General features: G+C 64.5%; 12 protein-coding genes. 8 read left to right on the top strand and 4 right to left on the bottom strand.

All coding sequences use genetic code 11. The features are described from left to right. Positions 1-15: 15 nt before the first annotated feature. The 4 genes from RFM68_RS03625 to RFM68_RS03610 all read right to left on the bottom strand — a co-directional run bounded on the left by RFM68_RS03625 (position 16) and on the right by RFM68_RS03610 (position 6042). Positions 16-1725, bottom strand: a complete 1710-nt coding sequence (locus RFM68_RS03625; protein ID WP_320231288.1) for a thiamine pyrophosphate-binding protein — start codon at positions 1723-1725, stop codon at positions 16-18. Positions 1726-2029: 304 nt separating this feature from the next. Further along, complete coding sequence (locus RFM68_RS03620) at positions 2030-3235, bottom strand: ROK family transcriptional regulator (protein WP_320231287.1); 1206 nt, start codon at positions 3233-3235, stop codon at positions 2030-2032. Between the two features lie 160 nt (positions 3236-3395). After that, positions 3396-4649, bottom strand: a complete 1254-nt coding sequence (locus RFM68_RS03615; protein ID WP_320231286.1) for an NAD(P)/FAD-dependent oxidoreductase — start codon at positions 4647-4649, stop codon at positions 3396-3398. A 4-nt stretch (positions 4650-4653) separates the two neighbouring features. After that, on the bottom strand, positions 4654-6042 hold the full coding sequence (locus RFM68_RS03610; protein WP_320231285.1) for an aminotransferase-like domain-containing protein: 1389 nt from the start codon (positions 6040-6042) through the stop codon (positions 4654-4656). A gap of 300 nt (positions 6043-6342) precedes the next feature. On the opposite strand from RFM68_RS03610, the gene RFM68_RS03605 reads away from it, so the two are divergent. The 8 genes from RFM68_RS03605 (at position 6343) to otsB (ending at position 16791) form a co-directional block, all read left to right on the top strand. After that, positions 6343-7509 (top strand): ABC transporter ATP-binding protein, encoded by a 1167-nt coding sequence (locus tag RFM68_RS03605; RefSeq protein WP_320231284.1) that lies wholly within the window; start codon positions 6343-6345, stop codon positions 7507-7509. Between the two features lies 1 nt (position 7510). Further along, the gene (locus RFM68_RS03600) at positions 7511-8563 is read left to right on the top strand and encodes an ABC transporter substrate-binding protein (RefSeq protein WP_320231283.1); all 1053 of its coding nucleotides are present in this window, start codon (positions 7511-7513) and stop codon (positions 8561-8563) included. A 9-nt stretch (positions 8564-8572) separates the two neighbouring features. Continuing rightward, the gene (locus tag RFM68_RS03595; RefSeq protein ID WP_320231282.1) at positions 8573-9853 is read left to right on the top strand and encodes an ABC transporter permease; all 1281 of its coding nucleotides are present in this window, start codon (positions 8573-8575) and stop codon (positions 9851-9853) included. A 3-nt stretch (positions 9854-9856) separates the two neighbouring features. Beyond that, the gene (locus RFM68_RS03590) at positions 9857-10675 is read left to right on the top strand and encodes an ABC transporter permease (protein ID WP_320231281.1); all 819 of its coding nucleotides are present in this window, start codon (positions 9857-9859) and stop codon (positions 10673-10675) included. 72 nt (positions 10676-10747) lie between these two features. Further along, positions 10748-11806 (top strand): glycosyltransferase family 4 protein, encoded by a 1059-nt coding sequence (locus tag RFM68_RS03585; protein WP_320231280.1) that lies wholly within the window; start codon positions 10748-10750, stop codon positions 11804-11806. A 39-nt stretch (positions 11807-11845) separates the two neighbouring features. Further along, complete coding sequence (locus RFM68_RS03580) at positions 11846-14008, top strand: amylo-alpha-1,6-glucosidase (protein ID WP_320231279.1); 2163 nt, start codon at positions 11846-11848, stop codon at positions 14006-14008. A 210-nt stretch (positions 14009-14218) separates the two neighbouring features. Next, entirely contained in the window at positions 14219-16012 is a 1794-nt protein-coding gene (locus tag RFM68_RS03575; protein WP_320231278.1) for an alpha,alpha-trehalose-phosphate synthase (UDP-forming), read from the top strand. Next, on the top strand, positions 16009-16791 hold the full coding sequence (gene otsB / locus RFM68_RS03570) for a trehalose-phosphatase (protein ID WP_320231277.1): 783 nt from the start codon (positions 16009-16011) through the stop codon (positions 16789-16791). Before RFM68_RS03575 ends, otsB begins: the two co-directional genes overlap by 4 nt. Positions 16792-16898 lie beyond the last annotated feature (107 nt).

Raw genomic sequence — 16898 nt, 5'->3', positions numbered from 1 at the left:
TTTCCTGGAATTGTCTCAGTCTGGGCGGATGCGTTTTTCGATCATCTCGGCGACGCCCGCGACAAGGCCCTCGGGCGAGGGGCTGTAATGCGGCAGCGCCAGTCGTGTGATGTGGGCGTCGATGATGGCGGGCTTGCCGAGCGCGAGCGCTTCGTCGAGCGCGGCTTCGAATTCCGCGAGGGTCTCGACGCGATAGCCTTTGGCGCCGCAGGCCTGGGCAAAGCCGACATAATCGGGATTGTCGAAATCGACCAGGCCGTATTCCTGGTAGGATTGCAGCTGGTAGAGCTTGATCAGCTGGAACTCGTTGTTGTTGAAGACGATCCAGATCACCGGGATGTCGTACTGGACGGCGGTGAGCAGCTCGAAGCCGGAGAGCAAATAGCAACCGTCGCCGCAGCCGACGATCACCGGGCGCTCGGGATGGGCAAGCTTGACGCCGAGCGCGCCGTTGACGCTGCCGGCCATCGGCCCGAAGCCGCCGGGCTTGCGGAAACTCTGCCCGGGCGCGATCTGCAGGTAATAGCCGAGCCAGGCGAGATGCGCGCCGGCATCGGCGAGCACGATGGCGTTGTCCGGCAGGCGCTTCGACAACGATTGCGCCATCTGTCCGGGATGGATACTGCCGGTGAGATGGAGGATGTGCTCTTCGCTGTAGTCGGTCGCCTCGCAGTCTACCGGCAGGCTCGGCTCGAGCATATCCGACATCTTCGCAAGCAGCGCGCCGACCGCGAGTTTGGCATCGCCGATGACGGCGCCGTCGGCCTTGTAGACCTTGTCGATCTCGCCGATGTCGATGTTGATGTGGATCAACTTGCGATCCGCGAACAGGTCGTCGCGAAAACCGAAGGTCGCGTGCTGGGCGAAGGAATTGCCGACGGCCAGGACAAGGTCGGCATCGAGGAAGGCTTTCCGGGCGGCGCTGTGGCCGCTGTCGCAGAACACGCCCACGCATAGTGGATGACGCTCGGCGATGATGCCCTTGCCATCGAGCGTGGTGGCGAAGGGAATCTGGTAACGCTCGATGAGCTGCTTCAGCTCGTGGCCGGCACCGCTCTTGACCGCGCCGAAGCCGATCAGCGCCAGAACCTTCTTGCCCTTCTCCAGCGCCTCCACAAGCGTCTCGGCGACATCCCGCACCCGCGCCGGATCCGGCAGGACAGGTTTCACCTGAAGATCGACCGGACGGAAATTATCGACGGACATATCGTGCTCGGTGAGGTCCTCCGGCACGTGGATATGGACAGGGCCGGGCCTGCCCTCGAAGGCGATGTTGACGGCCTCTTCCAGCACGTCGCAGGTTTTCGCGGCGTCGGTGAGCAGGAAGGATTTTTTCGTCGTGGCGGAAAACATCGCCTGCGAATTGGGTGTGCGGCTCACGCCCGACGTCTCGTTCAGCGCGCCCTTGCCCGTCCATTTGCGCGAGGCGAAGCCGGATATCGCGAGCACCGGATAGGAGTCCGACATGGCCACCGCCAGTCCGGAGAACAGGTTGAAGGCGCCGGGGCCGGCGGTGGCGAAGCAGACGCCGAGCTGGCCTGAGAACATGGCATAGCCGCAGGCCATGAAGGATGCCGCCTGCTCATGCCGGGTGATGACCGGACGGATCGATTTGGAGTGCTTCAGCGCCAGCATCAGCCCGGCGGCATTTTCGCCCGCGCCGCCAAACGCGGCACCAACGCCAATGCCTTCCAGGCCCTTTACGATCGCCTCGTAGACCCGCATCGGAAATGCCCCCGGAGCCCTTGCGGCCGGCAACGGGAACAGCTCCGATGTCGATGCGGCGGCAAAGGCGACAAATATTCACAAATGAAACCAGTACAGGGCGAATCTGTGCTGTCTCGCTGAGGTTGACTGTGAAGCAGCTAACATTCGCGGCAAAAATAGAGTTGATGACACCCCGGAAGAGCCAAGTATTTCTTCTGTCGGTTTGGGTCGGAAGCCTAGGCGATCAGGTTCGCCGCGGATGCGGCGAGCGTTGCGGCGACGACGCGCGCCGGTAGCGTCATGACTCCTTGGGACTGAACACCTAGCCCACCGGCTTCTGCAGCACGTCGAATTGCGGGTTGGTCTCCGAGAAGATCGGCAGGGCCGCGGCACCGAGGACGGAGGTGTCCTTGCCCGCGGCGCCGACCAGAACGCGCGGCGTGATGCGGGCGCTGGTCGAGCTGACCGAGAGATGCAGCGGCTCGAGCCGGCTGGCCAAGGCCTCGATCACCGGCAACGGCATGAAACCGCCGAGCACGACAGTCTCGGGGTCGAGCGCCATTTCCACGACGTCGATCGCCTGGCGCAGCGGATCGACCGCCTCGGCGAGCCAGGCTTCGAAACGGCTGTCGCCATTTGCCAGGAGCTCCGCCAGCAGTTCAGGAGAGGCATGATCGGGATCCGGCAAATCGAGCCTGTCATAGGCCGCGCGCAGGGAGACGTAGCGCTCCAGGCAGCCGCGCTTGCCGCAGTCGCAGGGCAGGCCGTCCGGCCGCACGATGATGTGGCCGATCTCGCCTGCATTGTGGCGGCTGCCCTTGTAGAGATGGCCGTCGAGGAAAAGGCCGGCGCCGAGACCCGTTCCGATGAACAGGTAAACGAAGCTGTCGAGCTTGCGGGCAACGCCATAAAGCCGCTCGCCGATGGCGGCCGCGGTGGCGTCGTTTTCAACCGTGACGGCGATGCCGGTCAGCCGTTCCAGTTCTGCGGCCACGGGAAAGTCATGCCAGCCGGGCAGCGCGGTCGGGCCGACCGAAGTCATGCCTTCGACGCCGAAAGGCCCGGGCATCGCCATGCCGATGCCGAGCAGCCTTGTCCGGTCGAGGCCGGATGTGGCGATCAGGTCGCCGGAGATCGCGGCGAGCAGCGGCATCGCTTCGGCGGGTGTCGGACGGTCGACATTTCTTTCGATGCGGGCGCGCATGGTGCCGGAGAGATCGGTGACGACGCCGACGGCAAGCTGGTGGTCGAGCTGCAGGCCGATCGAATAGCCGCCATCGGGATTGATCGAGTAGGGGACAGCCGGCTGGCCGCGTGCGCCTTTCAGCGTCGCTTCCGGGCGCAGCAGCCCGGCCATCTCCAATTCCTCGACGATGTTGGAGATGGTCTGCGACGACAGCGCCGTCAGCCTGGCGATTGCCGCCCGCGACAGCGCGCCGTTGGTGCGGATCGCTTCGATCACCACACGCCGGTTGTGCGATTTCGCCTGCTCGAGATTTGTGCCGGAGATGGCTTTCTTGAGGATCATGCGGTAGTTACCCAGTCACGGCAAGCGTATAACGCCACTTTAAAAAATCAAGTTGATTTAATTATACGGGCGCTGAACAGCCAGCTAAAGGCTTGGGCCAGCCGGTGTACCGGCCCGCATTTTGGATGTGTCGGAAATATCGGTCGCTTGACGCCTTGGCTCAGCCGAAACGCGCCGCGGCAAAATCGGCGGCTGATGGCACGCCTCGGCCAGTGATGAAGCCGGTGACCCAGCGGGCTGTCACCGGGGCCAGTGTCAGCCCCAAATGGCCGTGGCCGAAGGCATAGATCACGTCCTGCGATTTGGCCGAGGGTCCGATGACCGGGCGTGAGTCCGGCAGCGACGGCCGGAAGCCCAGCCATTGCGATGATGGCGGGCCGAGATCGGGAAAGAACTGCCGCACGCCGCGATCGAGCAGCGCCAGCCGGCGCGGATTGGGCGGCGCTTTAAGTCCGCCGAGCTCGACGGTGCCGGCAACGCGCAGCCTGCCCTCCATCGGCGTCATGTAGAAACCGAGATCGACCGGACAGACCGGACGGTTGAGCAAAGGTGCCGCCGTCGGAAACTCGAGATGGTAGCCGCGCTCGGTGTCCAGCGGGATCCGGTCGCCGGCCTGGGCGGCGAGCGCACGCGAGCGTGCGCCAGCCGCAATCACCACTTTTTTCGCCGTGATGGCGAGGTCCGGGCCGCTTAGCCGCACGCCGCCGGCACTCGCTGCGAGGCCGATCACGCTCGCGCGCATGAATTGGACACCGCGCGCGGTGGCGGCAGCCGCCAGCCGCGCCATCACCGCCTTGGGATCATTGACATTGATCGAGTCCGGGAAATAGAGGCCTTTGGCCTCGAACTCCGCCAGCCTCGGCTCCAGCGCGGCCACCTGCTCGGCGGTCAAAACCTGCTGATGGACGCCAAGCTCGGCCCGCAAGGCCCGTCCGCCCGCGGAGGCGACGAAATCGCTGTCGCGGCGATAGACATAGAGGCAGCCGTTGCGGCGCATCAGATCCTGAAGCCCGGCCTCCTGCACCATTTCTCCCCAGGCCGGCAGTGCTTCGGCCAGCAGACCGGCGAGCGCCAACGCATTGGCGCGGGTTGCCGCCGGCAGCGACTGCCGGACAAAGCGAACCAGCCATGGCGCGAGCTGGAAAAGTGCCGCCCAGCGCAGCGAGAACGGGCTGTCCGGATCAAGCAGCAGCTTCGGCAGAGCGCGCAACACGCCGGGATTTCCGACCGGCATGCAGGCATATTCGGCGATCGTGCCGGCATTGCCGAACGAGGCGCCCGAGCCCGGCTCGTTGGGGTCGATGAGCAGGACCTCGCGGCCCTCGCCAGCAAGGCGCAAGGCGCTTGCCAGACCGACGACGCCGGCGCCGATGATGGCGATCTCGATCGATTTTGGCACCGCTGTGGAAGTCATGAGCTTAGACGAAGCCCGGCAATTGCAGATGACCAGCGGCAAGCAGTTCGGCCATCGTGGTGAGCGCCGAGCGCAAGTCGTCGAGCGAGCGCGCCGCGCCGACATTGATGCGCACGCCGTGCTGGACCGGCTCGCGGCCGACCGCGAAGGCGTCGCCCGGCAGCACGGCGACGCCGCGCTCCAGGCAGGTGCGGGCAAAGCCGGCGCCGCGCCAGGGTTCCGGCAGGCGCAGCCAGGCATGGGTCGATGTCGGATGCGCCTGGATGTCGAAGCGGCCGAGGATCTCGCTCAGGATCGCCTGGCGTTGGCGCAATTCCTGTTTCTGGATGTCGATGATGCGGCCGGCTGCACCTTCCTCGATTAATCTCGCGCCAATAAGCGCCGTCAGCGGGCTGATGCTCCAGCAGTTGATGCGCAGCGCCGCCGCGACCTGCCCGGTGATCGGCCGCGGGGCGATGACGAAGCCGAGGCGCAGGCCCGGCGCCAGGCATTTCGACAGCGCGCCGAGATGGATCGTCAACTCAGGCTCGAGGCTGGCGAAGGAAGGCGGCGGGTCGTCGGCCAGCGGCCGGTAGACGTCGTCCTCGATAATCAGCACGTTGTGGCGGCGGGCGACCGCTGCCAATTCGTGCCGGCGCTCCTCGCTCAGCGTGATCGTCGTCGGATTGTGCAGCGTCGGCACCAGAAAAACGGCACGCGGGCGAAGCTGCGCGCAAGCGGCCTCGAATGCGTCCGGACGCATGCCGCCGCGATCCATCGCGACGCCGCGCAAATCGAGTCCGTGGACCCGGCACAGTGCGTTGATGCCCTGATAGGTCACCTCGTCGGCAAGTATCACCTCGCCTTGCCGGGTGACAGCGCCCAGAACGCAGTCGAGGCCATGCTGGGCGCCGGCGGCGAGGACGACGCGGCCCGGATCGCCATCGCCGGCGACGGCTTTCAGCCAATCGGCTATCGGCGCGCGTCCCCAGAGCGGTCCTTCCGGCGGATGGTAATCCTGCAGCGCGGCATAGTGCCGGTCCTTGGAAAGTCGCGGCAGCAACGCTGCGACCGCATCGAGATAGGCGGAAGTGGGCGGCCGGTTCACGGAAAGGTCTATGATGCCGCTCTGGTCGCTCGGCGCCGATACAAAGCCGGGCCGCTCGACGACGTCACGGGCGGCGACAGTCGTGCCGCGCCCGGGCCGCGCCTCGAGCAGGCCCTGTTCCTGAAGGGTCGAGAGCGCGCGCGTTACCGTGGTGACGTTGATGCCCAGCGCCCGCGCGATCTCGCGCTGTGGCGGCAGCCGGTCGCCGACCGCGAGCGTGCCGGCTGCGATGCGTTCCGCGATCGCGTCGGCAAGACGGCGGTAGACCGGACTTTCATCCTCCGTGAGGCGAAGATCTTGAAGCATGCGGGATTCGAACCAAGGCTGACGGACGTCTCACTTGTGGGGCATCTAGCATAAGACATTGCCCCGTACAATAGGGCTTGTCTGACATGTATTCGCAAGATAGCCGATTAAAATAATCACACAACTTTGCGAAAACTCCCTTGACGGACAAAGTTGTCCGCATCTATGGTCGATTTCAGGTTAATTGTGTGATCATACAAGTCGGACGACCTGCCTGGTGGCAGGCTGGTTCCGGGGAGGACGAGGCATGGATCGCAAGCCACATCGCGAATCGATCGGCGGCAGCCAGGGCAGCGGACGATGAGCTTCGGCCAGGCCGCTTTGCTGGCTGCGCCGACGAGCGTCGCGCACGCAAACGGCGCCGGTCCGGGATTCGTCCAGTTCGCCGACGTCGAGAAGTCCTATGACGGGCGGACCTTCGCGGTGACGCGGATGAACCTCACCGTCGCGCGCGGCGAATTCCTGACGCTGCTCGGCCCTTCAGGCTCCGGCAAGACGACGACGCTCAACATGCTCGCCGGCTTCGAGCGGCCGACGCATGGCACGATCACGCTCGAAGGCCAGCCGGTCGACCGCCTGCCACCCTACCAGCGCAACATCGGCATGGTGTTCCAGAACTATGCGCTGTTCCCGCATATGACGGTCGAGGAGAATGTCGGCTTCCCGCTCTCCGTTCGCCAGGTGAGCAAGGCCGACATCGCAGCCCGCGTCGGCCGCGCGCTCGACATGGTGCGGTTAAGGCAGTTCGGCGACCGCCGGCCGAGCCAGCTTTCCGGCGGCCAGCAGCAGCGCGTGGCGCTTGCCCGCGCACTGGTTTTCCAGCCGAGCCTGGTGCTGATGGACGAGCCGCTCGGGGCGCTCGACAAGAAATTGCGCGAGCATATGCAGCTGGAGATCAAGCAGATCCACACCATGCTCGGCGTCACCATCGTCTATGTCACGCACGACCAGAGCGAGGCGCTGACGATGTCGGACCGCGTCGCCGTGTTCAACCAGGGCGGCATCGCTCAACTCGGCTCGCCGGACGATCTCTACAACACACCGCAAAGCTCTTTTGTCGCGAGCTTCATCGGCGAGAACAACACGCTGGAAGGCGTGGTCGACCACGTCTCGGGCGAGCAATGCCGCGTCCGGCTGAACGGCGGCGGCGAGATCACCGCGCTCGCTGTTGGCGTCACGCAAGGCAGTAGCTGCCATGTCGCCATCCGACCCGAGCGGCTGTCTCTTTCGCCGGCGCCTGCTGGCGGCAACGCGCTATCGGCAACCGTCGATGGGCGCATCTATCTCGGCGATCACCTGCGTCTTCTGGCCAGGCTCGCCAACGACCAGGTGCTGACCGTCAAAGTCGGCCCCGAAGCGACGATGGCAAACGGCGAGGCCGTGACGGTCTCCTGCGCGCCCAACGATTGCCGTGCCTTTCCGGCCGATGCCGGAAAGGCGGCGCCATTCCAAAACAGGGGAAAATGACATGACACAGATGAGAACACGCCTATTCGCGCTCGCGGCCGCCACGGCCTGCATGACCATCGCCGGCGCCGCCTTTGCCGACGAGCTGTCGATCATGGCGAGCGGCGGCGCCTGGCAGGATGCGCAGCGCAAGGCCTGGTTCGAGCCGTTCGCGAAGGAAACCGGCGCCAAGATCCTGGAACAGGAGTATCTGGGCGATCTCGGCAAGGTGAAAGCCATGGTCGAGACCGGCAACGTGCCGATCGACCTGGTGACGGTCGAGACAGCGACCGTGCTGCAGGGCTGCGACGCCGGCATCCTCGAGCGGCTCGACTATTCCAAGATCGCACCCCGCGACAAATTCATCCAGGGCTCGGCGCTCGATTGTGGTGTCGGGCTAGACGCTTACGGCGACATCCTCGCCTATGACCCGACGGTGCTGAAGGAGGGGCCGACCTCGGTCCTCGACCTCTTCGACACGACCAAATTCCCGGGCAAGCGGGCCATGCGCAAGTTCCCGGCGCAGAATCTCGAATGGGCGCTGATGGCCGACGGCGTGGCGCCCGCCGATGTCTACAAGGTGCTGGCGACGCCGGAAGGCGTCGACCGGGCCTTCAAGAAACTCGACACGATCAAGAAGGACATCGTCTGGTGGGATGCCGGCGCGCAGCCGGCGCAGCTTCTGGCCTCCAAGGAAGTGGTGATGACCACCGCCTGGAACGGCCGCATCCAGAACGCCATCGACACCGATGGCAAGCCGTTCAAGATCGTCTGGAACAACCAGATCCTCGAATACGACATGATCGCCATCCCGAAAGGCGCGCGCAATCCGGAGCTCGCCTACAAATATCTCGCCTATATCAGTAAGCCGGAGAACAACGCCAAGCTCGCCAGTTACATCACCTACGGGCCGGTGCGCACCGACGCAGCGTCGTTCGTCGCGCCGGACGCGCTGCCGAAGCTGCCCAACGCTCCCGATCATCTCGCCGGCGCTTATCTCGTCGCCGACACCGAGTTCTGGGGCGACTATGGCGAGGACCTCGTCAAGCGCTTCAACGCCTGGCTCGCTCAGTAGGAAGGCGAAATGTCGGCGCTCCAGCCCAGCGAACTCGACCGGCCGACGCTGGCCCGCGACCGGTCAGCCGCCGATGCGGATCTCAAATCCGTGTCGGCGGCGCTCCGGCGCGCCGAATTCGGCGACCGGATGCGCTCGCTGCTTCTGGCAGCGCCGCTGCTCGTCCTTCTGGCGCTGAGCTTCGGCATTCCGATCGTGCTGCTATTGTCGCGCGCGGTCTATGACCCGACCATCGCAGATGCTTTGCCCAAGACGACCGCGGCCCTAGCCGGCTGGAACGGCCAGGGCCTGCCCGCCGACGATGCCTTCGCCGCCCTGGCGGCGGACCTCAAGGACACCCAGGCCAAAGGCACGGCCTATGAGCTGGCAAAGAGCCTCAACGCTCGCCTGCCGGGCGCGCGCAGCCAGGTGCTGAAGACGGTGCGCAAGCTCGAAAGCGCCGACGGCCAGGCCGCGCTCGATACCCTGAAGTCGGTGCCGTTCTGGTCGGCAGCATCGACTTGGCCGGCGATCCAGAACGGTACCCGCAGCCTCACGTCGTTTTATCTGCTCAGCGCGCTCGACCTGCGCTGGAACGCCGATGGCGGCATCGAACGCGTACCGCCTGAGCAGGCGATCTTCATCCAGGTGTTCCTGCGCACCTTCTTCGTCGCGGCATCTGTGACGCTGGCAACGTTGATCCTCGGATTCCCGCTTGCCTATCTGATCGCCAACGTGCCGAAGGGCCTGGCGGCCATCCTGATCGTCGCGGTGCTCCTGCCGTTCTGGACCTCGATCCTGGTGCGCACCGCCGCCTGGACGGTGCTCTTGCAGAAGTTCGGGCTGGTCAACGACTTCCTGCTGTTTATCGGCATTGCGAGCGATCGGCTCGACCTAATGTACAGCCGCATCGGCCTGATCATCGCCATGACGCATATCCAGCTGCCGTTCACGCTGCTGCCGATCTACAGCGTCATGCGCACCATCCCGCCATCGCAGATGAAGGCCGCCTATTCACTGGGCGCCAGGCCCTTCACCGCGTTCCGCCGCGTCTACATTCCACAGGTATTTGCTGGCGTGCTGGCCGGATGCATGCTCACCTTCATCCTGTGCCTCGGCTATTACATAACGCCGGCGCTGATTGGCGGGGCGAGCGATCAGCTGATCAGCAACTTCATCGCCAACTACGTCAATGTCGAGCTGAACTGGGAGATGGCGGCGGCGCTCTCCTTCATCCTGCTTGTCTTCACGCTGGCGTTGTTCGGCATCTTTGCCCGCATCCTCGGTCTCGACCGCCTGAAGCTGGTGTAGCCCATGCTGCTCTCTCCTTACCCAACCGCCGGCGAACGCATCCGCATCACGCTGCTGTGGATATGGTGCGGGTTGGTGATCCTGTTCCTGCTGGTGCCGATCCTCATCCCGGTGCCGCTGTCGTTCAACAGCGGCGCCTTCTTCATCTTCCCGCTGGAGGGGATATCGACACGCTGGTACGAGGTGGTGCTCGGCACGCAACGCTGGCAGTCGGCGATCGGCAACAGCCTGATCGTCGCCCTCGGCACGACGCTGATCGCGACGACGCTCGGCACGCTGACGGCAATCGCGCTTTCCGACGAGAGATTCCCCGGACGTCGCATCGTCATGCCGCTGCTTTTGTCGCCGCTGATCGTGCCGGTGGTGATCACCGCCGTCGGCTCGTATTTGTTTTACGCCCGTGTCGGCCTTGCCAGCACCTATGCCGGCATCATCCTGGCGCATACCGCGCTTGCCAGCCCCTTCGTGGTGGTGACGGTGGGTGCCAGCCTCACCGGCTTCGACCGCAATCTGATGCGCGCCGCCGCGATCTCAGGGGCCAGGCCGCTGACATCGTTCTTCCGCGTCATGCTGCCGCTGATCCTGCCCGGCGTGCTCTCGGGCGCCGCTTTCGCCTTCGTTACCTCCTTCGACGAGGTGGTGGTGGTGCAGTTCCTCGCCAGCGCCGGCCAGCGCACCATGCCGCTCGAAATGTTCATCGGCCTGCGGGAAAAACTGAGCCCGGCAATCACCGCCGCGGCAACCTTGATGATGGCACTGTCCATACTGCTTCTGCTGGTCGCGAACATCCTGGCGCGGCGCGGCCGCAAGGCCTCAGCTTGAGTCGCGACCAATTGGGCAGGAACGATCTCGCGGCTGACGCATTTTGCTTCGCGTCAACAGCCGAGGGACCCGATGCGCATAGCCCATGTCGCGCCGCTTTATGAATCCGTGCCGCCGAAACTTTATGGCGGTACGGAGAGGATCGTCTTCTACATCACCGATGCGCTCGTCGATCTCGGCCACGAGGTAACGCTGTTCGCGAGCGGCGACAGTGAGACGTCGGCGCGGCTGGTGCCCGGGCGCGACCAGGCGATACGCCTCGACCCGCGGCCGAAGAAATCCGAGATCGCCGCGCACCTGGCCATGCTCGCCGATGTGCGCGAGCGTGCGGGCGAGTTCGACGTCATCCATTTCCATCTCAGCCACTTCCTGCATTTTCCGTTCTTCGAGCACATCGCGGGGCGGACGGTGACGACGCCACATGGGCGGCTCGACTATGTCGACCTGGCGCCGGCCTACAAACGCTTTCCGCGTTTCCCGATGATCTCGATTTCACACAGCCAGAAGCGGGGTTTGCCGGACGCGAACTGGCTCGCCACGATCCATCACGGACTGCCGCTCGATGCCTACCCGCCGACCTACGAACCACGGGCAAAAGAACCGTATCTCGCATTCCTCGGACGCCTGTCGCGCGACAAGCGGCCGGACCGCGCCATCGAGATCGCGCGACGGTGCGGGTTGAAGCTGAAGCTGGCGGCCAAGATCGGCGACGACGACCGCGCCTATTTTCGCGACAACATCGAGGCGCTCATCGATGGCGACCGCATCGACTATGTCGGCGAAATCACGGAAGACGAGAAGGCTCAGTTTCTCGGTAATGCGGCAGGCCTGCTGTTCCCCATCGACTGGCCCGAGCCGTTCGGCCTTGTCGCGATCGAGGCCATGGCCTGCGGCACGCCGGTGATCGCCTGGAACCGCGGCGCCCTGCCGGAGATCGTCGACAATGGCGTCACCGGCTTCGTCGTGGATAATGTGGAGGATGCGGTCGCTTCGATGCCCGCGCTTCTCGATCTCGACCGGCGGCAGGTGAGGGCGGTGTTCGAGACAAGGTTCTCGGCGACAAGAATGGCAAGCGACTACCTTGCTGCCTATATGCGCCTGACCGGCATTCCGGAGGCTAAAGCCTCTTGACCTTGGCGCCCTTGGGCGGGGCAAACGAAGAGGTGACGAATGATGGAGCTCGACGAGCGCAAGCTCGATCCTGCCGTGGCCCTTTCCTCGCTCGACGAAACGGCGCCGCGGGAACCGCACCGGCTTTTTGCCCTCAAGCAGGGCGAGTGCTTCGCCGTCGCCGATGCCTATGGCGACATCAGGGGCTCGGGCGACGGGTTCTTCCGTGATGATACGCGCGTGCTTTCCGAATTCCGGCTGACCATCGGCGGCAGGCAGATGTCGCTTCTCGGCGCATCGCTCAGCCAGGACAATGTGCTGTTCACGTCCAACCTGACCAACCTGCCGATCCAAAGCGCCGGCGGCCGCGATATCCCGCAGGGCGCAATCCATATCGAACGGGCGAGACTGATCTGGCAGGACAGGCTGTTCGAGCGCATCACGCTTTCCAACTACAGCCGCGAGCACTCGACCATCACCGTCTCGCTGCATTTCGCCGCCGACTTTCGCGACATGTTCGAGGTGCGCGGCTCGACCCGGGTGAAGCGCGGCACGACGCATGTCGCCAAGACCGACAAGACCTCGGTGCTGCTCGGCTATGATGGCCTGGATGGTTTGCCGCGGCTTTCCGCAATTTCCTTTTCGCAAGCGCCCGACCAGTTGAGCGACAATCGCGCCGATTTCCTCATCGCGGTGACCAAGCGCAGTCAAAAGATGCTCTATGTCGAAGTAGGCCCCGAAGTCGCCGACACGCCCGACCGCGACCGCTTCCGCGCCGCGGCGGCACGGGCCCGTTTCGGCATGCGCGCCAAACGCAGGCACGGCGCCACCGTGCACAGCTCTGGGCGCGTCTTCAACGATTGGGTCGAGCGCGCCCGCGCCGACGTGGCGTTGCTCACCACGGAGCTTTCGACCGGGCCTTATCCCTATGCCGGCATCCCATGGTTTTCGACGGCGTTCGGCCGCGACGGCGTGATTTCGAGCCTGCAGATGCTTTGGCTCAATCCCGGACTGGCACGCGGCGTGCTGGCTTTTCTTGCCGAGCACCAGGCGACCGAGACCTCGCCTTTCAGTGATTCCCAACCCGGCAAGATCATGCATGAAACGCGCAAGGGTGAGATGGCGGCGCTGCGCGAGCTTCCCTTCGGCCGCTATTACGGCGGTGTCGACACCACGCCGCTCTACATCCATCTCGCCTCGGCCTATGCCGAACGCACCGGCGACATGGCCTTCATCGACAAATTGTGGCCCTCGCTCAAGGCGGCCGCCGAATGGACGGAGGAGGCGAGCCGCGCCACCGGTTTCGTCACCTACCAGCGCGCCGCCGAGTCCGGTCTCGCCAATCAGGGTTGGAAGGACAGCTTCGACTCCGTCTTCCACGCCGACGGGCGCATTCCCAAGGGGCCGATCGCGCTGGTCGAGGTGCAGGGCTATGTCTTTGCCGCCTTCCGAGGCCTGGCGGCACTCGCGCGCCGCCGCGGCGAATTCGCGGACGCAGAGCACTGGGAAGGCCGTGCCGAAGAAATGCGGATCGCGGTCGAGCGTGATTTCTGGATGGACGATCTCGGCTTCTACGCCATCGCCATCGACGGCGAGGGTGAGCCTTGCAGAGTGCGCACGTCCAATGCCGGCCATCTCCTTTATGTCGGCCTGCCCGAGCCCGGGCGGGCAAAGCTGATCGCCGACCAGCTGCTGTCGGCGTCCTTTCACTCCGGCTGGGGGTTGCGGACTCTGGCCGACGACGCGATCTTCTTCAACCCGATGTCCTACCACAACGGGTCGATCTGGCCGCATGATACGGCGCTTTGCGGCGTGGGCCTCGCGCGTTACGGCGAACGCGACAGCGTGGTGCGGCTCATGAGCGGCACGTTCGAGTCGGCCGTGCACTTCAACATGCGGCTGCCGGAACTGTTCTGCGGCTTCACCCGGGCGCCCGGCGAGGCGCCGATCGCCTATCCGGTCGCCTGCCTGCCGCAGGCCTGGTCGGCAGGCTCCACCTTCATGCTGATGCAGGCGTGCCTGGGCTTGGAGATCGACGGCTGGGAAGGTGAGCTGCATGTCACGCGCCCAAGGCTGCCGATCGGCATCGACACGCTCACGCTCCGCCATCTTTCCGTCGGCGACAAAGCGGTCGATCTCACCTTCCAGCGGGTCGGCGATCGCGTCGTGGCCTTCCTGGCCGACCGGTACGAGGGCCAAGTGCCGCTCATCGTTCGCACTTAGGTGCTTTGAAACAATTCCCGGCGGAAAACCGTGACACGCTTTTCCTGGAATTGTTTGTGAGCAGAGTTTCGCAAGTCCGCGTTCAACAATCGAAAAATGTCGGAACCCATGGCCGGCTTGTGCGTTGCACACCCTGAACCGGTCCACCGGTCCGCAGCCGGCAAGAACGAAAACAAAGCGCGGACAGGCCGGAGGCAACCTGGCATCTCGATGACACAATTTGGCGTCGACCTCTTTTTGGTCCTTATTCTCGCAAGCCTTGGGCTTTCCGCTCTCGCGTTCTTCATTTCGATATTCCGGCATCGTCGCAATCACCCGACGGCCACGGCCTCGCCGGGCTCGGGCGAAGACTTCGCGGCCGAAGCCGCGCGAAAGGTGCTGCGCGAATTCGAAAAGAACGGGCAGTCCGTCGACGCGGCTCTGGTCACATGGTCGCCGGACACGTTGCGCAAGATTCTCGCCGACGAACTGCCCGATGCGCAGGTGATCGTAGTGTCCAATCGTGAACCTTATATCCACAATGAGACCAAGGACGGCGGCGTCGAGCTTGTCGTGCCGGCGAGCGGGCTGGTCTCGGCGCTGGAGCCGATCACGCGTGCCTGCGCCGGCACCTGGATCGCTTATGGCGGCGGCAGCGCCGACCGCACGGTGGTCGACGGGAACGACCGCGTGCAAGTGCCGCCCGATAATCCGTCCTATACGCTGCGCCGTGTCTGGCTGAGCGAGGATGAATATCAAGGCTACTATCTTGGTTTCGCCAATGAGGGCTTGTGGCCGCTTTGCCATATCGCTTTCACGCGCCCGATCTTCCGTGAGTCGGACTGGGAGGCCTATGAAGCCGTCAACCGCAAATTCGCCGAGACTGTTGTCGCCGAGGCGCGCAACGAGCGGCCGATCGTGCTCGTCCAGGACTATCACTTCGCGCTTCTGCCGCGCATGATCCGCGAGCGGCTGCCGGAGGCGATCGTCATCACTTTCTGGCACATCCCGTGGCCGAACTCGGAAGTGTTCAGCATCTGCCCGTGGCGCGAGCGCATCCTCGACGGCCTGCTCGGCAGCTCGATCATGGGCTTCCACACGCAGTTCCATGCCAATAACTTCACCGAGAGCGTCGACCGCTTCATGGAAAGCCGGATCGAGCGAGCGGACGCGGCCGTCTCCTATGGCGGACAGGTGACGCTGGTGCATTCCTACCCGATCTCGATCGAGTGGCCGGTCGAACTGCTCAAAGCGTTGCCCAGCGTCGAGGAGTGCCGCGCGCGGATCCGCAAACGGTTCGACATTCCAGCCGATGCCAAACTATGCGTCGGCGTCGAGCGCCTCGATTACACCAAGGGCATCCTCGACCGCTTTCATGCGCTGGAGGAGCTTTTCATTCGCCATCCCGAAACGATCGGAAAGGTGGTGTTTCTCCAGATCGCCGCACCCAGCCGCGGCACGCTACCGGCTTACAAGCACCTGCACGAGGAATGTCTGCGCTATGCCGACGAGCTGAACGAGCGCTACGGCAACGAGACATACCAACCTGTCGTGCTGGTGCCGGAACATCACGCTCAGAAAGGCGTCTACGAGATTTATCGCGCGGCCGACATCTGCATGGTCACGAGCTTGCACGACGGCATGAACCTGGTCGCCAAGGAGTTCGTGGCGTCGCGCGACGACGAGCAAGGCGTGCTGCTGCTCAGCACCTTCGCCGGCGCCTCGCGCGAATTGCTGGAGGCGCTCATCGTCAATCCTTATGACGCGGCGATGATGAGCGAGGCCATGCTGCAGGCGCTGACCATGGGGCCGGACGAGCAGCACGAGCGAATGCGGCGCATGCGCGAGATCGTGCGCGACAACAATGTCTACCGATGGGCCGGCAGCATGCTGCTTGACGCGGCGCGGCTGAGAAAGCGAAGCGACCTCGACCGGGTCACGGCTTTATACGACCGGCCGACCGGTCCCACTGGCGACAATGTCGTTTCCATCTTCGAACGCAAACAAGCAGTCGGATTCCGATGAACATTCAGGCAGACCTTACCCCGCCGCTTCCCGAAGGCCGGTGGGCCCTTTTCCTCGACATAGACGGGACCTTGCTGGAGCACGCGGCGCATCCGGACAGCGTGTCGGTCAGCGACGAGTTGCGGCAATTGCTGGAGACGATCGAGCGGCGGCTGGACGGAGCGCTCGCCTTCATCACCGGCCGTTCCATCGCGGCTGTGGACCATCTGTTCGATCCCTTAAAGCTTCGGATCGCCGGCCTCTACGGGCTGGAGCACAGGCTTGCGCCAGATGGACGGATCGAGGCCGCCGACGCGCCGGCGGACATGGCGGCACTCGCCGACGAGATCGAATTGGAGCTGGCAAGCAAGGCCGTCTACGTGGAGCGCAAGGGCCCGGTGCTCGCCATCCATACGAGAGCCGCACCGCAGCTTCTCACGCGTGCAACGGAACTGGTCGAGGCAGCGCTTGGGCGCCTGCCGAAGGGCTACCGGGTAATTGCCGGCAATGCCGGCGTCGAGCTTATGCCGCTGGAAGCGGCCAAAGGGGCCGCGATCCGGCGTTTCATGCAGACCGATCCTTTCACCGGCAGGCGCCCGGTATTCCTCGGCGACGATACGTCCGACGAGAACGGCTTCGACACGGTCAATGCCGCAGGAGGAATTTCGATCCGCGTGAAGCCGCAGGGTGAGACCACCGCGCGCTTCGCCATCGAAGATGTCGCGAGCGCCATTGCCTGGCTCGAGGCCAATTTCGGGGAGCCGGTCACGCAAGCGCCCAGCAGCGATCTCGTCGCTTAGAGCGTTTCACCGTTTCACGGAAACGGCGAACCGCTCTATCTCTTTGTTCTGACGCAATCCCGAACGGAAGGCTACGGCTAAGGCGCCGAGCTTAACCGCGCACACTT

Source organism: Mesorhizobium montanum, assembly GCF_033977145.1.
In the GTDB taxonomy this organism is placed as follows: Bacteria; Pseudomonadota; Alphaproteobacteria; order Rhizobiales; family Rhizobiaceae; genus Mesorhizobium; species Mesorhizobium montanum.
This window is presented reverse-complemented; position numbering and strand designations above follow the sequence as displayed.

Excerpts from the sequence above, each read along its gene's own strand:
- RFM68_RS03625 (WP_320231288.1), bottom strand. The coding sequence starts at position 1,725 with ATGCGGGTCTACGAGGCGATCGTAAAGGGCCTGGAAGGCATTGGCGTT.
- RFM68_RS03620 (WP_320231287.1), bottom strand. The coding sequence starts at position 3,235 with ATGATCCTCAAGAAAGCCATCTCCGGCACAAATCTCGAGCAGGCGAAA.
- RFM68_RS03615 (WP_320231286.1), bottom strand. The coding sequence starts at position 4,649 with ATGACTTCCACAGCGGTGCCAAAATCGATCGAGATCGCCATCATCGGC.
- RFM68_RS03610 (WP_320231285.1), bottom strand. The coding sequence starts at position 6,042 with ATGCTTCAAGATCTTCGCCTCACGGAGGATGAAAGTCCGGTCTACCGC.
- RFM68_RS03605 (WP_320231284.1), top strand. The coding sequence starts at position 6,343 with ATGAGCTTCGGCCAGGCCGCTTTGCTGGCTGCGCCGACGAGCGTCGCG.
- RFM68_RS03600 (WP_320231283.1), top strand. The coding sequence starts at position 7,511 with ATGACACAGATGAGAACACGCCTATTCGCGCTCGCGGCCGCCACGGCC.
- RFM68_RS03595 (WP_320231282.1), top strand. The coding sequence starts at position 8,573 with ATGTCGGCGCTCCAGCCCAGCGAACTCGACCGGCCGACGCTGGCCCGC.
- RFM68_RS03590 (WP_320231281.1), top strand. The coding sequence starts at position 9,857 with ATGCTGCTCTCTCCTTACCCAACCGCCGGCGAACGCATCCGCATCACG.
- RFM68_RS03585 (WP_320231280.1), top strand. The coding sequence starts at position 10,748 with ATGCGCATAGCCCATGTCGCGCCGCTTTATGAATCCGTGCCGCCGAAA.
- RFM68_RS03580 (WP_320231279.1), top strand. The coding sequence starts at position 11,846 with ATGATGGAGCTCGACGAGCGCAAGCTCGATCCTGCCGTGGCCCTTTCC.
- RFM68_RS03575 (WP_320231278.1), top strand. The coding sequence starts at position 14,219 with ATGACACAATTTGGCGTCGACCTCTTTTTGGTCCTTATTCTCGCAAGC.
- otsB (WP_320231277.1), top strand. The coding sequence starts at position 16,009 with ATGAACATTCAGGCAGACCTTACCCCGCCGCTTCCCGAAGGCCGGTGG.